The organism is Streptomyces sp. NPDC056169 (assembly GCF_042268445.1).
GTDB lineage: Bacteria > Actinomycetota > Actinomycetes > Streptomycetales > Streptomycetaceae > Streptomyces.
Genome location: NZ_JBHJUO010000007.1, coordinates 345,582 through 366,818 on the forward strand (window position 1 = coordinate 345,582; position 21,237 = coordinate 366,818).

At 71.9% G+C, this 21,237-nt stretch carries 17 protein-coding genes; 9 read left to right on the forward strand and 8 right to left on the reverse strand.

The annotated features are described in order from the left end of the window. The first annotated feature begins 33 nt into the window (after nucleotides 1–33). Nucleotides 34–1,212 (forward strand): DUF4190 domain-containing protein, encoded by a 1,179-nt coding sequence (locus ACFC0G_RS14115; protein WP_376402279.1) that lies wholly within the window; start codon nucleotides 34–36, stop codon nucleotides 1,210–1,212. 130 nt (nucleotides 1,213–1,342) lie between these two features. Here ACFC0G_RS14115 and ACFC0G_RS14120 read toward each other — a convergent pair whose 3' ends face one another. After that, the gene (locus ACFC0G_RS14120) at nucleotides 1,343–2,686 is read right to left on the reverse strand and encodes a glycoside hydrolase family 18 protein (RefSeq protein WP_376402282.1); all 1,344 of its coding nucleotides are present in this window, start codon (nucleotides 2,684–2,686) and stop codon (nucleotides 1,343–1,345) included. 295 nt (nucleotides 2,687–2,981) lie between these two features. Between ACFC0G_RS14120 and ACFC0G_RS14125 the strand changes: the two genes are divergently transcribed. From ACFC0G_RS14125 to ACFC0G_RS14150, 6 genes are all read left to right on the forward strand, one after another. Further along, nucleotides 2,982–3,734 (forward strand): GntR family transcriptional regulator, encoded by a 753-nt coding sequence (locus ACFC0G_RS14125; protein ID WP_024760850.1) that lies wholly within the window; start codon nucleotides 2,982–2,984, stop codon nucleotides 3,732–3,734. Between the two features lie 281 nt (nucleotides 3,735–4,015). Next, the gene (locus tag ACFC0G_RS14130; RefSeq protein ID WP_376402286.1) at nucleotides 4,016–5,773 is read left to right on the forward strand and encodes a purine-cytosine permease family protein; all 1,758 of its coding nucleotides are present in this window, start codon (nucleotides 4,016–4,018) and stop codon (nucleotides 5,771–5,773) included. 154 nt (nucleotides 5,774–5,927) lie between these two features. After that, nucleotides 5,928–6,107, forward strand: coding sequence for an SPOR domain-containing protein (locus ACFC0G_RS14135; protein ID WP_376402289.1), 180 nt, complete (start codon nucleotides 5,928–5,930; stop codon nucleotides 6,105–6,107). Between the two features lie 40 nt (nucleotides 6,108–6,147). Next, nucleotides 6,148–6,618, forward strand: coding sequence for a (deoxy)nucleoside triphosphate pyrophosphohydrolase (locus ACFC0G_RS14140; protein ID WP_376402292.1), 471 nt, complete (start codon nucleotides 6,148–6,150; stop codon nucleotides 6,616–6,618). A 143-nt stretch (nucleotides 6,619–6,761) separates the two neighbouring features. Next, nucleotides 6,762–7,184, forward strand: coding sequence for an ATP-binding protein (locus tag ACFC0G_RS14145; protein WP_376402295.1), 423 nt, complete (start codon nucleotides 6,762–6,764; stop codon nucleotides 7,182–7,184). Between the two features lie 144 nt (nucleotides 7,185–7,328). Next, nucleotides 7,329–9,896 carry a SpoIIE family protein phosphatase gene (locus tag ACFC0G_RS14150; RefSeq protein WP_376402297.1) on the forward strand — a complete coding sequence of 856 codons (2,568 nt, stop codon included), beginning with the start codon at nucleotides 7,329–7,331 and terminating at the stop codon, nucleotides 9,894–9,896. A gap of 63 nt (nucleotides 9,897–9,959) precedes the next feature. Here ACFC0G_RS14150 and ACFC0G_RS14155 read toward each other — a convergent pair whose 3' ends face one another. Both ACFC0G_RS14155 and ACFC0G_RS14160 read right to left on the reverse strand, forming a co-directional pair. Next, the gene (locus ACFC0G_RS14155) at nucleotides 9,960–10,667 is read right to left on the reverse strand and encodes a PspA/IM30 family protein (protein ID WP_376402300.1); all 708 of its coding nucleotides are present in this window, start codon (nucleotides 10,665–10,667) and stop codon (nucleotides 9,960–9,962) included. 59 nt (nucleotides 10,668–10,726) lie between these two features. Further along, the gene (locus tag ACFC0G_RS14160) at nucleotides 10,727–12,835 is read right to left on the reverse strand and encodes a TPM domain-containing protein (RefSeq protein ID WP_376402303.1); all 2,109 of its coding nucleotides are present in this window, start codon (nucleotides 12,833–12,835) and stop codon (nucleotides 10,727–10,729) included. A 151-nt stretch (nucleotides 12,836–12,986) separates the two neighbouring features. On the opposite strand from ACFC0G_RS14160, the gene ACFC0G_RS14165 reads away from it, so the two are divergent. Further along, nucleotides 12,987–13,994 (forward strand): hypothetical protein, encoded by a 1,008-nt coding sequence (locus ACFC0G_RS14165; RefSeq protein WP_376402306.1) that lies wholly within the window; start codon nucleotides 12,987–12,989, stop codon nucleotides 13,992–13,994. A 303-nt stretch (nucleotides 13,995–14,297) separates the two neighbouring features. Here the strand turns inward: ACFC0G_RS14165 and ACFC0G_RS14170 are convergent, their stop codons facing one another. Genes ACFC0G_RS14170 through ACFC0G_RS14185 form a run of 4 tightly spaced genes read right to left on the reverse strand, consistent with a single transcriptional unit; the run spans nucleotide 14,298 to nucleotide 18,732 of the window. Continuing rightward, entirely contained in the window at nucleotides 14,298–15,506 is a 1,209-nt protein-coding gene (locus tag ACFC0G_RS14170) for a glycoside hydrolase family 1 protein (RefSeq protein ID WP_376402308.1), read from the reverse strand. 45 nt (nucleotides 15,507–15,551) lie between these two features. Next, on the reverse strand, nucleotides 15,552–16,421 hold the full coding sequence (locus ACFC0G_RS14175) for a carbohydrate ABC transporter permease (protein WP_376402311.1): 870 nt from the start codon (nucleotides 16,419–16,421) through the stop codon (nucleotides 15,552–15,554). Beyond that, a complete protein-coding gene (locus tag ACFC0G_RS14180; RefSeq protein ID WP_376402314.1) occupies nucleotides 16,418–17,482 on the reverse strand; it encodes an ABC transporter permease subunit in 1,065 nt (354 codons plus the stop codon). The genes ACFC0G_RS14175 and ACFC0G_RS14180 overlap by 4 nt, the downstream gene beginning before the upstream one ends. A 5-nt stretch (nucleotides 17,483–17,487) precedes the next feature. Further along, complete coding sequence (locus tag ACFC0G_RS14185; protein WP_376402317.1) at nucleotides 17,488–18,732, reverse strand: sugar ABC transporter substrate-binding protein; 1,245 nt, start codon at nucleotides 18,730–18,732, stop codon at nucleotides 17,488–17,490. 224 nt (nucleotides 18,733–18,956) lie between these two features. On the opposite strand from ACFC0G_RS14185, the gene ACFC0G_RS14190 reads away from it, so the two are divergent. Further along, entirely contained in the window at nucleotides 18,957–19,958 is a 1,002-nt protein-coding gene (locus tag ACFC0G_RS14190; RefSeq protein ID WP_376402320.1) for an acetylxylan esterase, read from the forward strand. Between the two features lie 67 nt (nucleotides 19,959–20,025). Here the strand turns inward: ACFC0G_RS14190 and ACFC0G_RS14195 are convergent, their stop codons facing one another. Next, nucleotides 20,026–21,075 (reverse strand): LacI family DNA-binding transcriptional regulator, encoded by a 1,050-nt coding sequence (locus ACFC0G_RS14195; RefSeq protein ID WP_376402323.1) that lies wholly within the window; start codon nucleotides 21,073–21,075, stop codon nucleotides 20,026–20,028. Nucleotides 21,076–21,237 lie beyond the last annotated feature (162 nt).

Consider the following 21,237-nt stretch of genomic DNA (forward strand, 5'->3'; position numbering starts at 1 on the left):
GCCCCAACCCGCCCCAACAGGAGCACGTCAGCCGTGGAGCCGACCCAGCCGCCCCAGCAGCCCTCGTCGCCCCAAGGAGCCCCGCAGCAGCAGGGCTGGCCCGCCCCCGGCCCGTACACCTCGCCAGGAGGGCCGTACGCGGCCGGTCCCTACGGCGTCCCGCCCGGCATGCCCGCCCCCTACGGGCAGCCCAGGCGGACCACCAACGGGCTCGCCATCGGCTCCCTCGTCTCCGGCATCGTCTGCTGCCTCCCGCCCCTCGGTCTGATCCTCGGCCTGATCGCCCTTCCGCAGATCAGGAAGAGGGACCAGGCGGGCAAGGGGCTCGCGATCGCGGGCATCGTCCTCTCCGTCGTGAGCTGCCTGCTGCTCGTCCTCGGCCTCGTGACCGGCGGCATCGGCGCGGCCGTCCACGGCTTCAAGGAGGGCGTGGACGAGGCGTCGCGCACCAAGTCGCCGTTCGAGCTGCGCACCGGCCAGTGCTTCGGCGACGACGGCAAGCTGAAGGACGAGTACGCGACGGACGTCGAGATCGTCGACTGCGCGAAGCCGCACGACGGCGAGGTCACCGGCACCTTCAAGCTCACCGGCTACGACAAGTGGCCCGGCGAGTCGGAGCTCGACGGGGTGGCGGAGAAGCGCTGCGACACGATCAACTCCGCCTACGCGCTGGACACCTGGGGCGTCCCCGTGGACGTTTCGGTGTACTACTACATGCCGAGCAGCCAGAGCTGGCGCCTCGGCGACCGGACCGTGATCTGCGCGTTCGCGAGTGGCGAGGGGTCGTTCTCCGGTTCGGTGCGGTCCGACGCGAGCACCCTGACCGCCGACCAGGAGCACTTCCTGAAGACCGTCAACCCGATCGAGACGGTCGGCTTCCGGGAGCCGGAGGACGACCCGGACGAGGACTTCGCGGCCAACAAGGCATGGGCCGGGGAGATGCTGGCGGCGATCGGATCGGCGCGCGCCGGTCTGGGCGAGCACTACTGGCCCGGCGCCTCCACGGCCCCGGTCGCGGCGCTCGGCAAGCAGCTCGACGCGGCCGCGAAGCAGTGGCGGAGGCTGGCGGGGGCGGCCGACGCGGACGCCTACTGGGAGGCGTACGACACGGCCTGGGACACCCTGCCCGAGGACCTGGGCGCGAAGGCACGGACCGGGCTCGGCCTGACGGACACGCCGCCGGTGCACGACGGGGCGAGCAGCTCGGCCTGACGGGCGGCGGAGGGCGAACGGGTACGGGTACGGGGCCGGGTACGGCCTACGGACTGCGGGGCCGGGTACGGACTGCGGGGCCGGGTCTCCTTAGGGAGGCCCGGCCCCGTCGTGCGTGTTCCGGAGAGGTCTAGCGTCGGGTCAGGCCACGGTCGATCGCGGTGATCAGCTCACCGTCGGGGGTGTCGCCGTCGAGGGACCAGATCATGGCGCCGCCGAGGCCCCGCTGGCGGACGTAGGTCGCCTTGGTGCGCAGCACGGTGGGGTCGTCGTAGGTCCAGAGGGTGGTGCCGTCGAAGAGCCAGGCGTGGCCGTTCCGGTAGCCGCGGTGCAGCGTGTACGTACCGGAGTCGGCGAGCGTCTTGAGGTGCTTGTAGTCCTCGGATCCGGCGGCCCAGGTGGCCGGGGCGGGTCCGGTCGCGGGCTGTCCGAGGCCGTCGCCGCCGCCGGTGACGCCGGTCCAGCCCTGGCCGTAGAAGGGCATGCCGACGACGAGCTTGTGGGCGGGGGCGCCGCGCCGCAGCCAGGACTTCACGGTCCCGTCGACGCTCCAGTCGTTCTTGGCGAAGAGCGCGGACTGCTGGGCCGTCGTGGTCTCGCCGGAGACGTGGAAGTCATAGCCCTGGAGGTTCACGAAGTCGAAGTCCCGCATGATCTTGGCGACTTCGAAGCCCGCGTCGATCTTGGCGGGGGCGGTGGGCACGTACGCGCTGAGGTCGTAGCGCTTGCGCTGGGGCAGCGAGCGCCCGTAGGAGTCGAGCTGGGTGCGGAACTCCCGTACGAGCTTGGTGAAGTTGGGCTTGTCCTCGGGGCGGATCACGTTCCCGGGGGCGCCGTCCGAGCCGGGCCACTCCCAGTCGAGGTCGATGCCGTCGAAGAGGCCGGCGGCGGCTCCGGCGCCGCCGCGGGCGCCGTCGACGGGCAGGTTGCCCTTGATGTACGTGTCGATGCAGGAGGCGACCAGCGTCTTGCGGCCGGCGTCGGTGCGCACGGCGTCGGAGAAGTACGCCGATCCGCTCCAACCGCCCAGCGAGATCATGACCTTGAGGCCCGGGTTCTTCGCCTTCAGCTCGCGCAGCTGGTTGAAGTTGCCGGCGAGGGGCTGCTCGGCGGTGTCGGCGACGCCGTCCACCGAATCGGCCGTGTCGACGGGGCGCACGTAGTCGGCCCACGGGTCGGAGCCGGGCACGTTGCCCATGAGGCACTTCCCGTTCGAACCGACGCTGCCGAAGGCGTAGTTGATGTGGCTGAGCTTCGCGGCCGTGCCGCTGGTCTCCAGGTCCTTGACCTGGAAGTCCCGCCCGTAGATGCCCCATTGGGTGAAGTACCCGATGCGCTTCAGCGAGTGGGTGGGGGAGGAGGGCTGGTGCGAGGGCTGGTGCGCTTCGGCCGTGGGGGCCAGGGTGGCGAGGAGGCCGAGGGTGGCCGCTGCGGCGGCGCCGAAGGTCAGCTTGGTCAGGGCTCTGGGGCGCATGGGCTCGTTCCTGTGCGAGGCGGGATGGCGCGTGCGAGGTGGAGCGTGCGAGGTGGAGCGTGCAGGCAGGAACGTATTGGTCTGTACCAATAAAGGTCAAGAGGTGCGGTGGGGGCGGGATGGGGGCGAGGCGGGGGCGCGACGGGGGTCCGGCGGCGCCTACTCGCGGTGACCGTGGGTAGCAAGGCCTGCGACCGGCGCGTCATCACTTCGAGTGAAACTTTGGCCCATGCTTGCGGATTGCGACCGTCGGTTGTCAGTCTGTAGCTGACAGTCAACCTGAGGGGAGTGTCCAGTGACATTCGGTGAGCAGCCCGCCTACTTGCGCGTGGCGAGCGATCTGCGGGAGAAGATCGCCAACGGCTCGCTTCCGCCGCACACCCGTCTCCCGTCGCAGGCGCGCATCCGCGAGGAGTACGGGGTGTCGGACACCGTCGCGCTGGAGGCCCGCAAGGTGCTCATGGCCGAGGGGCTCGTGGAGGGCCGCTCCGGCTCGGGGACGTACGTGCGGGAGCGCCCGGTGCCGCGCAGGATCGCCCGCTCGGGCTACCGTCCGGCGTCCGGAGCCACCCCGTTCCGGCAGGAGCAGGCGGCCGAGGGGGCCCGGGGGACCTGGGAGTCGCGCAGCGAGCAGGAGCCGGCGAGCGCCGAGGTGGCCGCCCGGCTCGACATCGAGCCGGGGGAGCGCGTGATGCGCACGCGGTACGTCTACCGGGACGGGGGCGAGCCCATGATGGTCTCCACCTCCTGGGAGCCGCTCGCGGTCACCGGCCGGACACCGGTGATGCTGCCCGAGGAGGGCCCGCTGGGAGGCTGCGGCGTCGTCGAGCGGATGGCCGCCATCGACGTGGTCGTGGACAACGTGGTGGAGGAGGTCGGCGCCCGCCCCGGCCTCGCCGAGGAGCTCCTCGCGCTCGGCGGGGTGCCGGGCCATGTGGTCATGGTCGTCGAGCGGACGTACTACGCGTCGGGACGGGCCGTCGAGACGGCGGACGTCGTGGTCCCGGCCGACCGCTACCGCATCTCCTACCACCTGCCGGTTCGCTGAGGGGTGTCCTGCCCGGGGGTCCTGCCCAGGGTGTCCTGCCCGGGGGTCCTGCCCGGGGTGTCCTGCCTGTCGGGGTCGGTCGGGCCCTGCCCCGGCGTGCCGGGTCCGCGGATGTCCTGCCGACCGGTGAGCGGACCCGGCTGTCCGGGCCGCTTGACCGGGAGTTAACGGGGCGTCAGTCCGCGTAACCGCCCGGCAATCGCGGACCGCGACAAGTCGTCATGCCCGGCTCCTACCTTCCTGCTCCGTACCCGCGATCCGGTCGGACGACAGGAGCCCTCATGACGGACACGGTCACCACACCCACCCCGGAGCCGGGTGGGGGCACCTCCCAGACCCTCCAGGTGCCGGACGAGGTCACGCCGCCGCCCGGGCCCCGCCGCAGCTACGCGAAGCTGGCCGCGGACGAGAGCCGCGAGGACTACTCGCTGCGCTACGCACCGCACTCCTTCCGGCGCTGGTCGCCCGCCACCGTGGCCGGCACGGCCCTCGGCGGCATCGCCTACCTCGCCGACTTCGCGATCGGCGCCTCGATCGTCTTCACCTACGGCTTCGGCAGCGGCCTCGCCTCGATCCTCACCGCCGCCGCGATCATCTTCCTCACCGGCATCCCCATCGCCCGGGCCTGCGCGAAGTACGGCCTGGACATGGACCTGATCACCCGGGGCGCCGGCTTCGGCTACTTCGGCTCCACGCTGACCTCCCTGATCTACGCCTCCTTCACCTTCATCTTCTTCGCGCTCGAAGGCTCGATCATGGCCCAGGCCATGCACCAGGCCGTCGGTCTCCCCGTCGAGATCGGCTACCTGGTCACGACGCTGATCGTCATCCCGATCGTCTTCCGCGGGATGGGCGCGCTGGCCAAGGTGCAGGCCTGGACCCAGCCGATCTGGCTCATCGGCCTGGTGCTGCCCTTCGCCGTCCTGGCCTTCGAGGCCCCCGACGCCTGGGGCGCCTTCGGCTCCTTCGGCGGTACGGAGGGGGCCGGCGCGGGCTTCTCGTGGATCGGCTTCGGCCTCGGCACGGGCGTCGCGCTCTCCCTGATCGCGCAGATCGGCGAGCAGGCCGACTATCTGCGCTTCATGCCCGCGAAGACGGAGGCCAACAAGCGCCGGTGGAACCTCGCCGTGCTCGCCGCCGGACCCGGCTGGGTCGTCATCGGCGCGGCCAAGCAGCTCGGCGGCGCCTTCCTCGCGTTCGTCGCCCTGGAGGCCGTCGGCAAGACCCACGCCCTGGAGCCGATCGCCCCGCAGATCGAAGCGCTCAAGCCCTGGCTGGGCTCCTTCGCCCTGCCCGCGGCCGCGGTCTTCGTGATCGTCTCCCAGATCAAGATCAACGTCACCAACGCCTACAGCGGATCGCTGTCCTGGTCGAACTTCTTCTCCCGCGTCACCCACCGCCACCCCGGCCGCGTCTGGTACATCTTCCTCAACCTCGCCATCGCGCTGACGCTGATGGAGATGAACATGTTCGCGGCCCTCAACAAGCTGCTCGGGTTCTACTCCAACGTCGGCATCGCCTGGATCGTCGCCGTCGCCGCCGACCTCGTCATCAACAAGAGGGCCGGCTGGAGTCCCCCGTACATCGAGTTCAAGCGCGCCTATCTGTACGCCGTGAACCCGGCCGGCTTCGGCGCCATGGTCATCGCCTCGGCCGTCTCGATCCTCGCCTTCTTCGGTCTCTTCGGTACGTACGCGGAGGCGTTCTCCACGTTCATCGCCGCCGCCCTCGCCCTCGTCCTCTGCCCGCTGATCGCCTGGGCGACCAAGGGCCGGTACTACCTGGCCCGCCCGAACCCGGTGAACGGACCGGACGCGGCGGTGGCCGACGAGCGGGCGACCCACACCTGCGCGGAGTGCGAGACGGCGTACGAGCTGCCCGACATCGCCGACTGCCCGGTGCGGTCCGGCCCCGTCTGCTCCCTCTGCTGCTCGCTCGACGCCGAGTGCGGCGACGTCTGCCGCAAGGAGCCCGAGGGCGCCGGCGCCCCCGTCCTGCTGCCACTGCCGACCGTTCCCCGGGCTGCCCCCGGCGCGTAGCTTCGGCCTCCCTCCGTCGGTTACCGGCCGATCCGTATCTCTTTGTGAAAACTCATATCCGCTGTGTGAAGGTCAGGCGTAAGCTCCGGCATATGCGGATTGCGGTTTCCTGGAGATCGTTGGAGATGCCCGGACCGGCGGAGGGAGAAGCCTGATGAGCGACAGCGGCGCCGATCTTCCCTGGCTTGTCATACGGCAGGACGACAACGGCAACCGCTACCGCGTAGGGCGGTATGCGACCAAGGACGAAGCCCAGAAGATCGCGGACAGCCTCGACGACCGCGGTCACCGGCAGCTCTACTGGGTCGAGCGCATCGGCACCCCGGCCCTCTGAGTCCGGCGGGCGCCGTCCGGCCCGGGCTACGCTCGCGCCCATGACGGAACGCACCACCGACCCCACCGGCCCCACCGCGCCCCATGGCACCGACCCCGGTGTCGTGGTCGTCGTCGCGGGGGCCGTGTACGACCGGGGGTGCCTGCTCGCCGCCCGCCGCAGCGCCCCCGCCGAGCTCGCCGGCCGCTGGGAACTCCCCGGCGGCAAGCTCGAACCGGGCGAGAGCCCCGAAGAGGCCCTGGTCAGAGAGTTGCGCGAGGAGCTCGGCGTCGAGACGGAGCCGGGCGAGCGCATCCCCGGCGAGTGGCCGCTGAAGCCCGGATACGTCCTGTGGGTGTGGACCGCCCGGCTGCTCTCCGGCGAACCGCGCCCGCTGGAGGACCACGACGAGCTGCGCTGGCTCTCCCGGCACGAGCTGGACTCGGTCGACTGGCTCGACCAGGACCGCCCGGCCGTCGCCGAGGCCGCTCTGAGGCTCCCGCCGGCTCCTGTCGACGGAGCGCGCGACTGAGTCTCTACGCCGTTCGTGCCACCGTGCGCCCACGGCTGCGCCCGACACGATATCCCGCACCAAATATCGGGTATGTCCTGATTGATCCCCTGGAAGGGGACGCGGGCCTTCCTGCTGACACACGGCTGGGGAAGTGATCGGGTGTGATCGACACCGACGGCGACTGTGCCGAGTGGCACTTCCCGGCAGAGGCCAATGCCGTGCGCACCGCCCGTCACGCGGTGCGCGAGACCCTGAGGGCCTGGGAGCTCGACGCGGCCCTCGGTGATGTGACCGTCCTGCTGGTCAGCGAGCTGGTGACCAACTCCCTGCGATACGCCTCCGGGCCGATCGGCGTCCGCCTGGTCCGCCCCCGCTCCGACGGCGCCGGACCCGCCCCGCACTCCGCGCTGCTCGTGGAGGTTTCGGATCCACTTCCGGATCCCCCGACGGAGAGACCCGCGGGACCGGAGGACGAAGGGGGCCGCGGACTCGGACTCGTGGCCTGTTCCGCACGGCGCTGGGGGACCCGTAAAGGAAGTACGGGCAAAACCGTATGGTTCGAGCTGGCTCTCCCTGGTGAGTAAACAGGGTGGGACAACGATCACCGACACTCGGTCCGAAGCGAACGAGACCACCCTGTGATCGTGAACGTCGTGCCGTCGGGGCCTGCCGTATTGAATACTGCGGGCATGGCCGGTCCGGTGCGGTGAGCTGGAGGGGACGGTCGCGTGAGCGAGATATCCGAGACGGCGAGCGGCTTCGTGTGGCAGAGCAGCCCGCCCGGCTCCATCTATGACTACATCCGGGTCGCGTCCTTCTCGATCGGGCCCGACGGCCTCGTCGAGCAGTGGAGCAGGCGAGCCGTGGACCTCTTCGGCGTGACCGCCGAAGAGGCCAGGGGCAAGGACCCGGTCGAGGCCTTCATGCCCGCCGACCTGCGCGAGCGCGGTCACAGGCGGGTCAAGGAGATCCTCGACGGCAAGGAATGGACGGGCCTCGTCCCCTTCCGCATGCCGGGCGAGGAACATCCGCACGGCATCGCCGAGATGTACGTCATGCCGAGCGAGACCGAGACCGGCGAGCGGGCCGCGCTGTGCATCGTCGTCGATGTGCGCGCCCTGCGCCGCATCGAGACGGACCTCGCCGCCTCCCAGGCGATTTTCGGTCAATCTCCCTTCGGCTTCCTCCTCTTCGGCACCGACCTCACCGTGAAACGGGCCAACCAGCGCTTCGCCACCGTCTTCGGCGGCTCGGCCGACGACCACCGCGGCCGGACCGTCCACGACTACCTCGCCCGGTCCGAGGCCGACCGGATGACCGCCGCCCTCCGGCGGGTCCTGGAGACGGGCGAGTCCGTCACCGACTTCCAGATCATCGGCGCCGCCCCCGGCGCCCGGGACCGCCGCCACTGGTCCATCAACCTCTACCGCGTGCACAGCGGCTCCGGCCGGCCGGTCGGCGTCGCCGGCCTCGGCATCGACGTCACCCGCCGCCACAACGCCGCCCGCGAAGCCGCGAGCGCCCGCCGCAACCTCGCCCTCCTCAACGAGGCCGGCGCCCGCATCGGCAACTCCCTCGACCTGGAGGCCACCGCCCGCGAGCTCCTCGACGTCGCCGTCCCCGGCTTCTGCGACCTCGCCTCCGTCGACCTCTACCAAGGCCTGCTCACCGGGGACGAAGCACCGCCCGGCCGGTGGGGCAGCTCCCACGACGTCGGCTACGGGGCGGGCAGCGCCGAGCTCCGCAGGGTCGCCTTCGCCAGCGCCGTCGCCGACACGCCCCTCAGAACCGACGAGGGCCAGGGGGCGGGCAGCGGCTGTTGCGGACCCGTACCGATCGAGGTCGGGGCCGTCCACCGCTACCCGTTCAACTCGCCGTGCGCGGGAGCGCTGCGGACCGGTCGGATCCGGACGGTGCCGGGCGCCGACGGCGACCTCGTCCAGTCCACGCTGGTCGTCCCGATGGTCGCCCACGACACCGTCGTCGGCCTCGTCCAGTTCTCCCGGACCAAGGGCAGCGAACCCTTCGGGGAGCGCGACCGGGCCCTCGCCGTCGAACTCGCGGCCCGCGCCGCCGTCTGCATCGACAACGCCCGGCTCTACCGCCGCGAGCACGAGCGGGCCCTCATCCTCCAGCGCAGCCTCCTCCCGCCCGGCGACCCCGAGGCCGCGGGACTCGACATCGCCTGCCGCTACCTCCCCGGCACCACCGCCACCGAGGTCGGCGGCGACTGGTTCGACGTCATCGAACTGCCCGGCCACCGCACCGCCCTCGTCATCGGCGACGTCATGGGCCGCGGCCTGCGCGCCGCCGTCGCCATGGGCGAACTGCGCACCGCCGTCCGCACCCTCGCCCAGCTCGACCTGGAGCCCGCCGAGGTCCTCTCCCACCTCGACGAGATCGCCCGCGGTCTCGGCGCCCCCATCGGCACCCAGCAGTCCCGCACCCACAAGTCCCGCGGCCCCGAACTCTCCGAGGTCTACCTCGCCACCTGCGTCTACGCGGTGTACGACCCGGTCACCCGCCGCTGCACCTTCGCCAACGCCGGCCACCTCCCGCCCGTGCTCGTCGAACCCGGCGAGGAGGCCCTGCTGCTCGACGTACCCCCCGGGATGCCGCTCGGGGTCGGCGGCGAGCCCTTCGAGGAGGTCGAGGTCGAACTGCCCGAGGGCGCCCTCCTCGCCCTCTACACCGACGGGCTCGTCGAGTCCCGCGACCATCCCCTGGACGAGGGGCTCAGCGCCTTCCGGCGCGCCCTCACCGATCCGGCCCGCCCGCTCGAAGACGTCTGCGACCGGGTCCTGACCAGCCTGGACACCGGCCACGGCGAGGACGACATCGCCCTCCTGATGGCCAGGATCCAGGGCCTGCCCAGCGAGGCCGTGGGCGACTGGCGGCTGCCCAGGGAGCCCCGCTCGGTCGGCCGGGCCCGCGAACTGGCCCGCACCCAGCTGAAGGCCTGGGACCTCGAACCCCTCGTCGACACCGTCGAACTCCTCGTCAGCGAGCTCGTCACCAACGCGCTGCGCTACGGCGAGGGAGAGATCCGCCTGCGCCTGCTGCGCGACCGCACCCTCGTCTGCGAGGTCTGGGACGCGGGCCTGGTCCAGCCGCGCCGCCGACGGGCCCGGGACACCGACGAGGGCGGTCGCGGCCTCCAGCTGGTCGGGCTGCTCAGCTCCTCCTGGGGATCCCGGCGCACCCCGCGCGGCAAGACCGTCTGGTTCGAACTGGCCCTGCCGGACGGCGAGGGGACGGCCGAACCCACGGTGGAACAGCTCCTCAGCATGTTCTGACGGACGCCGTCCACGGCGGGCGGCGGCGCACCGCACCGCCCGCCCGCCCGAGCCAGGACCGGATCAGGCCTTGAGCGCGGCCAGCCGGGCCTCGATCTCCGCGCTGTCGCCGAGCGCGTCCAACTGCTCGAACTGGGCGTCCAGGGAGGAGGCGGCGAGCTCCTGCTTGCCCATCGCCTTCGCCTCCTCCCGGCGCACCTTGTCCTCGAAGCGGCTCAGCTCGCTCGTCGGGTCGAGGACGTCGATGCCCTTCACCGCGTCCATCATGCGGTTCTGCGCCTGCGCCGACTTGGCTCGCGCGACCAGCTCGTCGCGCTTCGCCCGGAGCTCGCCGAGCTTCGCCTTCATCTGGTCGAGGCCGGTCCGCAGCTTGTCCACCACCTCGGTCTGCGAGGCGATCGTCGGCTCCGCCGTCCGCGCCTCCTTCTCCGACTGGAGCTGGCGGCCCAGCGCCACCTTCGCCAGATTGTCGAACCGGTCCGCCTCCGCGGCCTGCCCGCCGGCCCGCAGCTCGTCCGCCTTCCGGCTGGCCGCCAGCGCCTTGCCGCCCCACTCCTTCGCGGCGTCCACGTCCTCCTGATGGTCCTGCTCCATCAGCCGGAGGTTGCCGATCGTCGCGGCCACCGCCTCCTCCGCCTCCGAGATGTTGCTCGAGTAGTCGCGGATCAGCTGGTCCAGCATCTTCTGCGGATCCTCCGCCTGGTCCAGCAGCGCGTTGATGTTGGCCTTCGCCAGCTGGGTGACCCGGCCGAGAACGGTCTGCTTGCTCATGGCTCTTCTCCTTGGAGAGGGACAGGAAAAAGGAAAAGGGGACGCGGAACGCGCGCTCCTCAGAACCGGCCGCCGCCGCCCCGCCGGCCGCGCGTGCCACTGCCGCCGAAACTGCCGGGCCCGCCGCCGAAACCTCCGCCCCCGAAGCCCCCACCCGAACCTCCACCGAACCCCCCGTGTCCGCCTCCCCTTCCCCCGCCGAACAGTCCGCCGAGGATGATGCCGCCGAGCACCGCACCGCCGAGCCCGCCGCCACCGCTTCCCCCCACCCCGGTCACACCGCCCAAGCCGTTCGGGTTCCCATACGTCCGGACGTCCTGCTCGGCGAGTTCCTGCGCACGCCGGGCCAGCGCGTCCGCCTGCTGAGCCTCCGCGAGCGCGGCCTGCGGGTCTTCGGCGTCGGCGAGCGCACGCGCCTTCTCCCAGCGGCGCTGGGCCTCGGCCAGGCGCGTACGGGCCTCGCTGCCCACGGCGCCCCGATGGGTGGTGAGGTAATCCGCGGCCGCGCCGATCGCCGAACGGGCCGTCAGCATCGCCTGATCGAGGAGCGCACGGGCGCGCCGCGTGCCCGACTCGCGCTCCCGCGCGCCCTCCAGCGCCTCGTCGAGCGCCGCGTCGGCCTCCTCGACCCGGCGCAGCGCGCCGATCGGGTCGTACCGCCCGGCCTCCACCCCGCGCCGCACCTCGGCGACCACCGACTCGGCCCGGGCGATCCGGCCCTGGAGATCGGCGGTGGAGACCCCTTCGGCCGTCCCCTTCAACAGGCCGCGGGCGTCCGCGAGGTCCGCGTCCGTCTCGGAGAGCGCGCCCGGCAGCTTGCCCACCGCCTCCGCCAGCTCCTGCGCCCGCCGGTCCACGGCCTCGACGAGCCGGGCCGCCTGGTCGACGGCGCCCTCGGCCGCCCGGATGTGCACGGCCGCCGCGCCGTTGTCCCCGGTGTCGATCTGCTGGCGGGCCTGGTTGACGTGGGTCGTCGCGAACACGAGCCGGTCCTTCGCCTGCTCGATGTCGCCCGCGACGGGCGACGCGGCCGATTCCGCGTACCGCTCGCGCATCGCGGTCAGCGCCGCCTCGGCCAGCCCCATGCGCCCGGTCTGCTCACGGAACGCGGCCTCGACCGTGGCCAGCGCCTCGGGAGCGGTCCGCTCCAGGGCCCGGAGCCGGTCGAAGTCCTCGCTCTCGGCGTCGAGACGGGCGTCGGCCTCGGCGCAGCGCCGAAGGATCTCGTCGAGCATGGACCGGCGGGTCGAGTCGTCCTCGGGAAACGAGTCGTCGAGCTTCTGCCGCAGCCGGAAGGCGGCCGTCAGCTGCTCCTTGGCGAAGGCGACCGCCTCGGTGAAGGGCAGCACCGCCTCCTCGCCGAACTGGGCGGACGCGAAGCCGAGCTCCTCCTGGCTGGTGCGGACGGCGTCGTCGGTGGCGACCAGCGTCAGCCGGGCCTGACCGTCGAGCTCCTCCAGCGACGGCGGTGCGGGCTCCTTCGGCGCGCCCCAGCCCTGGCCGCCCTGCGGGGTGGTGCGGGTCTCGGTCCGCCGACGCCGTTTGGTGTACGCGTAGGCCGCCACGGCCCCCGCGCCGCCGACCAGCACCACCGGCAGGACCAGGTCGGTCGCCGAGGTGCCGTCGTCGGCCGCGGTGCCGGGGTCGGCGGGACCGGGGGTGATCGCCGGAGTGGGGACGGGCAGGCCGGCGAGGACGGCGTTGTAGCCGTTCGCCGCGCCGATGGCGGCGCCCGCCCAGTCGTTCTGCCGCAGGGCCGGTTCGATCGCGGTCCGGGCCACGTCGTCCAGCTGCTCCTGGGTGAAGCGTGAGGCCGGGTCGGCGGAGTAGCCGTACTGCCGGTCGTGGGTGGCGACGGCGAGCAGCAGGTCCTCGACGCCGAGGCCGTTGCGCTCCGCGGTGGCGTCGGCCCAGCTCTGTCCCGAGCGCCCGGAGAAGTCCCGTACGTACACGACGAAGAGCTGCACCCGCCGGTCGTCGTAGAGCCGGTCGAGGGCCTGGACCACGGAGGGGCGGCGGTCGCCGAGGGCTCCCACCCGGTCGGTGATCTGCCCCTCGCGGGACAGGGCGACGGGATCGTCGGCGTGGGCACCGTGAACGGCGGGCACGATGAGCCACCACGCCGCCACCAGTACCGCGAGAAGGGCTCGGGTGGCTATTCGCGTCACAAAGTGGAGGCTATGTCCCGGTATGAGCCTTCGCGACCGGACCGGCGCCGTCCGGAAACCGTTCGAGCCCCTACGACGTCACTGTCTGTGGCCGCCTCTACGGTGGCCCCAGTGACACGACGGCTCTTGGGGGGCTCGGGTGAACCGACGGTTGAGAGGCATATGGCGGCGGGGGCGCTGGTTCGTCCTCGCACTGGCCCTGGTGCTCGTCCTGCCCCTGCTCACCGGAGCGGTCGCGCTGCGTCTCAACTACACCGGCGACGTCAGGGAGGACGCGCGGACCCGGGGCAAGGACGCCATCTGGCTCGGGCACGCCTGGGTCGACGGGCGGAAGAAGGACGCCGACCTCGCGGCGTTCGCGGCCCGGATCAAGGGCACCGGGATCCGCGACCTGTACGTCCACGCCGGACCGCTGCGGCACGACGGCACCCTGCCGGCGGCCAAGTACCCCCGGGCGAAGTGGCTGATCGACGCGGTCCACCGCACGATGCCCGGGATACGGGTGCAGGCGTGGCTGGGCGACGTCCTCGCCACCGAGGGACCCGACGGGCTGCGCCTGGACAAGGCCGAATCCCGGGCGGCCGTGGTCACCTCGGCCCGGCAGATCCTGGACGCCGGCTTCGACGGGGTCCACTTCGACCTGGAGCCGCTGCTCTCCGACGACGGGAACTACCTGTCGCTCCTCGACGACCTCGGCGAGCTGACCCGGGCCCGGAAGGTGCCGCTCTCGGTCGCCGCCCACCAGATCGACCCGGTGCCGGCCGCGCACTCGGTGAACGGCGCGCTCAGCGGCAGCGAGAAGTGGTGGTCCCAGGAGTTCTTCGGGCAGGTCGCCCGGCGCGTCGACCAGATCGCCGTCATGTCGTACGACACGTGGATGCCACTGGAGGGCCTGTACGGCGGCTACGTCGCCCAGCAGACGAGCCTCGCCCTCGAAGTGACACCCGAATCCACCGACCTGCTGATGGGCCTCCCCTTCTTCCACGAGGACGACCTCGGCCACCACGAGAACGCGGAGACCGTCGCCGCCGCGATCCGCGGCACGAGGCTCGGCCTCGGGCGCACGGACCACGACCGCGAGCGGTTCGGCGTCGCGCTGTACGTCGACTTCGCCGCGGAGGAAGGGGACTGGGCGGCCTACCGCGAGGACTGGCACTGAGCGGGCCCCGGCCCGGCCCCGGCCCGGCCCCGGCCCCGCACCAGGTGGCGGCGCTCAGATGCTCGATCGTCTCGTAGCCGCCGCCCGGAACCTGCTCCTGGCCGTGCTCCGGCAGCATCGTCCGCAGCAGGCCGTGCTCGCTGCGGTCAGAAACGTACGACGATCCATGAAGGGTCCAGCTCCCCACTGCGGATGTGACGGGAGCCGGCGGCTGTCAGGTTCCGCCGGCTCCCGGGTCTGGTGGTGGTTGCTCCCGGGCCTCCGGGCGCTCGGAGGACCGGGGCGGTGCGGCCGCCCCGGGCCTCAGCCCGCCTGCCGGTCCGTGCGCGGCAGCTCCCGGCTGCGGCCGAGGCCGCCCAGCCAGACGGCGGAGGGCTTGGCGGTGCGCGCGAAGGTCTCCGGGTCGAAGGAGATCAGGCCGAAGGTCGGCTTGAAGGAGCCCCACTCGTAGTTGTCCAGGGCGCTCCAGTGCAGGTAGCCGCGGACGTCGAGACCGTCCTCCAGGGCGGCGGCGACCTCGGAGAGCGCCCCGGTCGTGTAGTCGACGCGGCGGCTGTCGTCGGCGGTGGCGATGCCGTTCTCCGTGACGATCAACGGGACGTCGCCGACGACGTCGGCGGTGTGGCGCAGGGCGTGGCCGAGCGCGGCCGGGTAGTACTCCCACTGCGTCAGCGTGCGCTCGCAGTCCTCCGGCGCCGGGATCGGGCCCTCGGGGCCGATCTTGGTCCGGGTGTACGACTGGACGCCGATCCAGTCGTCCTCGCGGGCCGCCTCGATGAAGACGTCCTCGCGCGGGTAGCGGTAGGCGGCGGCGGCGTCCTGGGCGCCGGGGAGGGCCTGGTAGACCTGGTTCGCGATGGACCAGCCGACCTGGATGTCGGGGTTGATCGCCCTGACCTCCTTGACGGCCGCGTGGTGGGCGGCGATGACGGCCCGCGTGGTCTCCTCGTCGGGGGTCGGCAGACCGGCCGGGGGGAAGCCGATGTCGCCGGCCTTGGCGGCCCCCGCCATCACGGCGATCATGTTGGGCTCGTTGATGGTGCAGACGTGGCCGACGCCCTCGGCGATGACGGGCGCGGTCGCCGCGACGTAGCGGGCGAAGAGCTCCACGGCCCCCTCGGCGGTCCAGCCGCCGCGCTCCTCGAACCACTGGGGCACGGTGAAGTGGTGCAGGGTGACCATCGGGCGCAGACCGCGCTCCAGGGCGCCGTCCACCATGCGGCGGTAGTGGGCCAGTTCGGCCCGGGAGAAGCGGCCGGGGGCGGGCTCGACGCGGGCCCACTCGACGGAGAAGCGGTAGTCGGTGAAGCCGAGCTCGGCCAGCAGGTCCATGTCCTCGCGCCAGCGGTGGTAGCTGTCGGCGGCGTCGAGGCTCGGCTCCTGGATGTGGGTGCCCTCGGTGTGCTCCTTCACCCACCAGTCGCTGTTGGTGTTGTTGCCCTCGATCTGGTGGGCCGCGGTCGAGGCGCCCCACAGAAAGCCCTCGGGGAACGGGTACGGGGTGTGCGTCATCGGCATGTCTCTCTGAGGGGATGTGCGTACGTCGGAAGGGGGCGGCTACTTCATGCCGGCGGTGGCGATGCCCTGGGTGAAGTGGCGCTGCATCACGAGGAAGAGCAGCAGGACCGGCAGGACGACCAGGAGAGACCCGGCCATGAGCATGCCGTTGGAGCCCGCCGACTTGTTGGGGTCCGTGGCGAAGGTCGCCAGCGCCACCGGAAGCGTGTACTTGTCGGGGTCGTTGGTCGCGATCAGCGGCCAGACGAAGTTGTTCCAGGACCCGAGGAACGTGAAGATCGACAGGGTCGCGAGGGCCGGTTTCACCAGCGGCATCACGATCCGCCAGAAGATGTACCACTCGCGGGCCCCGTCCATCCGGGCCGCTTCGATGAGCTCGTCGGGGATCGACTGCATGAACTGGCGCATGAGGAAGACCCCGAAGGCCCCGGCGGCGAAGGGCAGCACCAGACCCGCGTAGGTGTCGATCAGCTGGAGCTTGCTCATCAGGACGAAGAGCGGCAGCAGCATCAGATTGCCCGGCACCATGAGGGCGCCGAGGACGAGCCCGAAGAGCTTGTTGCGGCCGGCGAACCTCAGCTTGGCCAGGGCGTAGCCGAGCATCGAGCAGAAGACGAGGTTCGCGACGGTGACGAGCACGGCCACGATCAGCGAGTTCATGAAGTACAGCGGCAGGTCCAGCTTGTCGAGCAGCCGCGAGAAGTTGTCGAGCGTCCACTCGGTGGGGATCCACACCGGGGGACTGGCCGTCAGCTCGCTGCTGGTCTTGAAGGCCGAGAGGGCCATCCACAGGAAGGGGGCGGAGAAGACGAGCAGGCCGAGGGAGAGCAGCAGATAGACGAGGGACTTCTTGAGCCGGGAGGCCGGGGCCGGGGCCGGGGCGGGCGCGGAGGCGCGGGTGAGGCTCATTCGGTGTTGTCCTTCAGCAGACGGAGCTGGAGCACCGTGACGGCCATGATCACGACGAAGAGCACGTAGGCCATCGCGCTCGCGTAGCCCATGTGGAAGAAGTTGAAGCCCTCGCGGTACATGTGGAGCGAGACGGTGAGGGTGGAGTCCGACGGGCCGCCCTGCGTCATCACGAAGGGCTCCTCGAAGACGTTGAGGTAGCCGATGGTGGTGATCACCGTGGCGTAGAGCAGCGTCGGCCGCAGCAGCGGGACGGTGATGTGGCGGAACTCCCGCCAGCCGCCGGCGCCGTCGAGCCGGGCGGCCTCCCTGACCTCGGTCGGGATGGCCTGGAGTCCGGCGATGATCAGCACCATGACCGTGCCCGTGTTCCGCCACACGGCCATGACGATCATCGACGGCATGGCGAGTTTCTCGGAACCGAGGAAGTCGGGGGAGGTGAGCCCCACTTCGCTGAGGAGCCCGGCGATCAGGCCGTCGGAGGGGTCCAGGACGAAGCGCCAGACCACGGCCACCGCGACGATCGTGGTGACCACGGGGGCGTAGAAGCCGACCCGGAAGAAGGTCCTCGCCCGGTCGATGCCGTTGTTGAGGAGGACGGCGACGGCCAGACCGAGCAGCAGGGTCAGCGGGACGCCGATCACCACGAAGTACGCCGTGTTGAAGAGCGACTTGAGGAACTTCTCGTCGCCGAACAGCTTGGCGTAGTTCTCGAAGCCGACGAAGTTCGCCTCGAACGGGCGGGTGACGTTGCGGAGCCCGAAGTCGGTGAAGCTCATCGCCAGCGTGGCGACGATCGGGAACGCCATGAAGACCGCGAAGAGAGCGAGGAAGGGAGTGGAGAACAGCCAGCCGGCGCGGTTCTGCGTGCCGAGCGAGGCCCTCCCGCGCCCGCGCCCGGAGCGGGCGGCCGTGGCCGGTCCGCCGGCCGGGGGCGTCGCGGCCCCCGGCACGGCGGCCCCCGGCACGGCGGCCCCCGGCACGGCGGCCCCCGGCACGGCGGGCGCCGGGGTCTTCTGTCCCTTGGCCGCGCGGGCGGCCGGTCCGGTCGTGGTGCCCATGTCTCCTACTTCACGAGGCCTTCGACCTCGGACTGCGCCTTCTCGGCGGCGTCCTCGGCGGAAGCCTTGCCCTGGGTGACGGACTCGATCGCCGCGTCGACCTTGGAGGTGATCTCGGACCACTTGGGCAGGGCGGGGGAGACCTTGGCCGTCTCCATCTGCTTGCGGAAGACCTGGAGGCCGGCGTCCTCGGCCAGCGCGCCGGTCTTCCAGGCGGCGGTGTTGGCGGGGAGGTCGCTGGTGCGCTCGTACCAGTCGGCCTGGCCCTTGGCGTCGGTCAGGTAGCGGATGAACTCCTTGGCGGCGGCCTTGTGCTCGCTGTCCTTGGAGATCACCAGGCTGGACCCGCCGGCCATGGAGACGGACGTCTTGTCGGAGGGCACGGGGCCGACGGCCCACTTGCCGTCGAGCTGCGGGTACTGCTCCTTGAGGATCGACATGATCCAGGGGCCGGAGAAGAACATCGGGACGTCACCGGTGTTGAAGTCCTTCAGGACGTCGTAGCCGGGCTGGACGCTCTTCTTGGTGAGGCCCTTGTCGAAGTAGGAGCCGTACTCCTTGAGGGCGCGGACCGAGGCGGGGCTGTCGAGGACCGCCTTCCCGTCCTTGTCGACGATCTCGCCGCCGGCGGAGTAGAGGAAGGGGTAGAAGCTCTGGACGGTGTCGAGGCCGTTCCCCTGGACGTAGAGGCCCCACTTGGTGCCGGCCTTCTTCTGGTAGCCGGTGGCGGCGGCCTGGAGGTCGGACCAGTTGGCCGGGGCCTTGGCGACGCCGGCCTTCTGGGCGAGGTCGGTGCGGTAGTAGAGGACGCGGGTGTCGACGTACCAGGGGACGCCGTAGGCGGTGCCGTCGACCTCGCCCTGCTCCCAGCCGGCCGGGAAGAAGTCGGCCTTGTGGAAGGCCTGGGTGTCGACGGGTTCGAGGACGCCGAGCTCGGCGAACTCGCCCAGGTAGGAGCCGCCCATCTGGGCCACGTCGGGGAGGGTGCCGGCCGCGGCGGCGGAGACCAGCTTCTGATGGGCGACGTCCCAGCCGACGGGGGTGACCTGGACGGTCACGTTCGGGTGGGCCTTCTGGTACTCCTTCGCCACGTCGCCGAGCTTCTCGCCCTCGGCACCCATCGCCCAGACGGTGAGCGTCTGCTTCTCGTCGGCGGCGGCCCCGCCGCCCGACGAGGATCCGCAGGCGGTGATGCCGAAGGCCGTCGCGAGGGCGATGGCTGCCGTGAGGGTTCTGGCGGCGCGATGCATGGACGGCTCCTCCTTGAGCTCCGACCGGATGTATGCGCTGTCTGTAAGCGCATACATCACTGTGCTGCGGCGTCCCGGGGCTTCGCAAGAGGGGGTTGGGTCACATTCCTGCAACATGCGCGACACCCGGATGTGTCGTCCCCGTCGCCCTCCGCACCGTAAGCGTGATGTGTGGCCTATGAAAGTATTTGTGACCCATTCGTCGTCGGCTAGGTTCGTCGCCCGTGGACATCACAGAGACCCCGGGCGCGACGGCGCTCGCGCACGACTTCCCCTTCGATCCGGGCTACGGATACGGGCTCGACCGGCTCCTCCGGGTGCCGGCGCCACCGGAGCCGGAGGGGTTCGAGGCGTACTGGCGCGAGCGGTACGAGGCCGCGCTCGCGGTCGATCCCGCGCCCGAGCTCGGGGCGCTTGAGGAGGTGCGGGACGGCGTCCGGATCCACGGGGTGACCTTCGCCTCCGTCGGCGGTGTACGGCTCGGGGGCTGGCTGGCCCTGCCCGAGGAAGGTCCGGCGGAGCGGGGCTTCGTGATCGGGCACGGCTACGGGGGCCGCGACCGGGTCGGACCGGACGTCCCCCTGCCGCTGCCGCGCTCGGCCGCGATCCTCCCGTGCGTGCGGGGCATGGGCGAGCGGGGCCGGGTGGCGGGCATCCCCGACGTCGCCCTCCGGCACGTCCTGGAGGGCATCGCGAGCCGGGAGACGTACGTCGTCGCGGACTGCGCGGCGGACCTGTGGTGCGCGGCGACGGCGCTGCGCGCGCTCGTCCCCGAGGTGGCGGAGCGACCGCTCGGCTATCTCGGCGGGAGCTTCGGCGGCGGGCTCGGCGCGCTCGCCCTGCCCTGGGACGCGCGCTTCGGTGCCGCCCGGCTGACCGTGCCGACCTTCGGCAACCACCCGCTCCGGCTGACCCTGGCGTGCGTGGGCAGCGGGCAGTCGGTACGCGGGTACGCGGCCCGGCATCCCGAGGTGGTCGAGGTCCTGGCGTACGCGGACGCGGCGATCGCGGCGCGGCGGATTCGGGTGCCGGTGCTCGTCGCGGCGGCGCTGTTCGACCCGGCGGTGCCGCCGCCGGGTCAGTTCGCGGTGTACAACGCGCTCGGCGGCCCGAAGGAGCTGCACGTCCTGACGGCGGGCCACTTCGAGCACGCGGGCCTCGCGGAGGAGACGGCGGCGCTCGGCGGGGCGACGACGGCGTTCTTCGAGCGGACGCTGGGGGCGTAGCGCCCGGGGCCTACGCCGGGGGAGTAGAGGCCCCCGGGGGCCCACGCCCCGACCCCTCAGGCGGTGATCAGCAGCCGCAGCTCTGGCGCTTGGCGACGGTCACCGGGAGCATCAGGGACTCCGGGGTCCGCTCGCGGTCGCCCAGACGCTGGACGAGGAGCTCGACGGCCTCCTCGCCCAGCCGGCGCATCGGCTGGCGGACCGTGGTGAGCGTGGGCCGGACCAGCCGGCTCAGCGGGATCCCGTCGAAGCCGGTCACGGCGATGTCGGCGGGGACCCGCAGCCCCCGCCGCTCCAGCGCCTGGAGCGCGCCGACCGCCATCTGGTCGTTGGCGAAGACCATCGCCTGCGGCGGCTCCCCGCCCCGGTCGAGCAGGGCCTCGGCCGCGCGGGCACCCTCGGCCTGGGTCATCAGGGACGCCCGTACGTCAGGGGCGTCCGGCACCGGGAGCCCGGCGTCGCGGCAGGCGGCGGCGAACCCGGCGAACCGCGCCTCGACGTCCGGCGACTCCTCGGCCGCGCCGACGAAGACCAGGCGCCGGAGCCCGTGGTCCTCGATCAGGTGCCGGGTGAGGGCGCGCTGCCCGTCGGCGTTGGCGACCTCGATGTGGTCGAGGTGGTCGATCTCCCGGGGACCGGCCAGCATCACGACCGGCAGGCGGCGCGAGATGACGTCCAGCTCCTCGGTCGGCACGGTCTGCGCGAGGACCGCGAAGCCGTCGACCCGCCCCGCGACCTGGTTGACGAGCGTCTGCGGCCCGCCCTCCAGGGAGGCGGCGATCAGCAGCGCGTACCCGTGCCGCCGGGCCGCCCGCTCCATGCCGCGGATGATCTGGTCGCTGTAGAGCATGGCCGCGTCGTCGTCCTCGACGCCGTCCTCGATCCCGATCGTGTCCGGGTCGGAGTAGTCGGGGAAGCAGAGCCCGAGCACGCCGGTGGTCCGGCTGGCCAGGCCGCGCGCGCTGCCGCTCGGGACGTAGCCCAGCCCGCGGGCCGCCTCCAGGACCCGGTCGCGGGTCTGCTCGCGTACCGAGTCGGGGTTGCGGTACACCCGCGACACCGTGGCAATGGAGACGCCCGCGCGCTCGGCGACGTCGTACACAGTGGGGGCACTCACCGGCCGACCATCCGTCCTCTTCGTTGCAGTCGTGTTGGTGCAGTCGACTTGTTGCAGTGTGAAAGCGCATTCACACTAGGGCGGCGCGCGCCCGGGCGGCAACTGTGCCCCCGCGCGCCGGTGCTCCGCGGCGCGGAGGAGGATGAGGCCGTCGGCCCGATG

Coding starts and splice junctions, on each gene's coding strand:
- ACFC0G_RS14120 (WP_376402282.1), bottom strand. CDS start 2,686: ATGCGCCCCAGAGCCCTGACCAAGCTGACCTTCGGCGCCGCCGCAGCG.
- ACFC0G_RS14130 (WP_376402286.1), top strand. CDS start 4,016: ATGACGGACACGGTCACCACACCCACCCCGGAGCCGGGTGGGGGCACC.
- ACFC0G_RS14135 (WP_376402289.1), top strand. CDS start 5,928: ATGAGCGACAGCGGCGCCGATCTTCCCTGGCTTGTCATACGGCAGGAC.
- ACFC0G_RS14140 (WP_376402292.1), top strand. CDS start 6,148: ATGACGGAACGCACCACCGACCCCACCGGCCCCACCGCGCCCCATGGC.
- ACFC0G_RS14155 (WP_376402300.1), bottom strand. CDS start 10,667: ATGAGCAAGCAGACCGTTCTCGGCCGGGTCACCCAGCTGGCGAAGGCC.
- ACFC0G_RS14170 (WP_376402308.1), bottom strand. CDS start 15,506: ATGACGCACACCCCGTACCCGTTCCCCGAGGGCTTTCTGTGGGGCGCC.
- ACFC0G_RS14175 (WP_376402311.1), bottom strand. CDS start 16,421: ATGAGCCTCACCCGCGCCTCCGCGCCCGCCCCGGCCCCGGCCCCGGCC.
- ACFC0G_RS14180 (WP_376402314.1), bottom strand. CDS start 17,482: ATGGGCACCACGACCGGACCGGCCGCCCGCGCGGCCAAGGGACAGAAG.
- ACFC0G_RS14185 (WP_376402317.1), bottom strand. CDS start 18,732: ATGCATCGCGCCGCCAGAACCCTCACGGCAGCCATCGCCCTCGCGACG.